The organism is Hydrogenivirga sp. 128-5-R1-1, assembly GCF_000171895.1.
This window is the reverse complement of record NZ_ABHJ01000263.1, coordinates 1-1,692: the sequence shown is the minus strand read 5'-3', so window position 1 is coordinate 1,692 and position 1,692 is coordinate 1. Positions and strand designations below refer to the sequence as shown.

Genomic DNA, 1,692 nt, shown 5'->3' with positions numbered 1-1,692 from the left:
GAGAGAGAAGAAATAGCAAAAAGAGGTAGAGATAAGGTATTTAAAGAGCATACTCTTCTTCAAAGAGGTGAAATTTTAGGAAATATACTTGAAGATATAATAAATCAGGCTTCACAGCAGGATGTTAATGGTTCAGTAGAAGGTAATGAAGATAATGAAGAAGGGGCTTAAAAGCCCCATTTTTAATTTTTAAAATATTTTTCAATAACCTGATTTGCTACATTTTCAGGGGTAAATCCAAATTTTTCCATTAAAACATTTCCAGGTGCAGAAGTCCCAAAACTTTCAAGTCCAATTACAAGCCCATTTTCCCCAACAATTTCTTTCCATCCAAGTTTTATACCAGCTTCAACGGCAACTTTTGGTATGTCTTTAGGAATTACGCTTTCCTGATATTCTTTACTTTGTTTAAAGAAAAGCTCCCACGAAGGCATTGAAACAACCCTTGTTTTTATGCCTTTTTCTTCTAAGAGTTTTTTAGCTCCAAGACAAACGTGAACTTCCGAACCTGTTCCTATTAAAACAACGTCAGGATTTTCAACGTCTTCTAATATATAAGCTCCTTTTGATACTCCTTCTTTTATAGGATATTTTTCAGGGTCAAGTACAGGGACATTCTGTCTTGTGAATACGAGAACAACAGGAGATTTCTCTTTTATAGCTATTTTCCAGGCCTGTACAGTCTCATTTGCATCTGCAGGTCTTATTAATGTAATATCAGGCATTGCTCTAAAACTCATTAAATGCTCTACAGGTTGATGGGTTGGTCCGTCTTCACCAACGCCTATACTGTCGTGGGTATATACAAATATAGAATGAGTCTTCATTAAAGCAGCAAGTCTTACTGATGCTCTCATATAGTCAGAAAATACAAAAAATGTAGCTCCAAATGGTATTAATCCACCGTGAAGAGCCATTCCATTTACTGCAGCACCCATAGCATGTTCTCTAATTCCGAAATGTATGTTTCTGCCACCTGGAGTATCGCAATAAAAGTCTCCTTTCCCTTCCATTACAACTTTATTTGATTCTGCTAAATCTGCAGAGCCTCCTATAAAGTTTGGAAGTTTATCGGCAAGTGCATTTATAACTTTGCCAGATGCTGAACGTGTTGCAATTGGTTTTGAAGTGTCTTTAAATGTAGGTAGTGATTCTTCCCATCCTTCCGGAAGTTTTCCATTTACAAATTCTTCAAACTGCTTAGCAAGTTGTGGATATTCTTTTTTATACTCTTCAAACATTTTATTCCAGTTTTCTTCTATCTTTTTGCCCTTTTCTACAGCCTGCCTGCAGTGATTTAAGGCTTCTTCAGGTATGTAAAATGTTTTATCTTCAGGAAAACCTAAAGCTTTTTTAGTAGCTTTTGTTTCTTCATCTGATAAAGGTGCTCCGTGAACTTTTGGGCTGTCCTGTTTTGGAGAATGCCAGCCTATATGTGTTTTTATTCTTATTAATGACGGCTTTTCTTTTTCATCCTGAGCTGCTTTTATAGCTCCGTAAATAGCTTCTAAATCTTCACCATCTGGTACTGTTATTACATGCCAGCCGTGTGCTTTAAACCTGAGCTCTATATCTTCATTCCATGCTATATCCGTTGTACCATCAATAGTAATATGGTTATCATCATATAAATAAATTAGTTTTCCAAGCTTTAATCTCCCAGCTAAAGCTGCTGCTTCTGATGATATACCT

Annotated in this window: 1 protein-coding gene; it reads right to left on the bottom strand. The window is 36.1% G+C overall.

All coding sequences use genetic code 11. The features are described from left to right. Positions 1 to 182 precede the first annotated feature (182 nt). On the bottom strand, positions 183 to 1,692 hold a 1,510-nt coding region (locus tag HG1285_RS02620; RefSeq protein ID WP_008289083.1), incomplete at its 5' end, for a transketolase.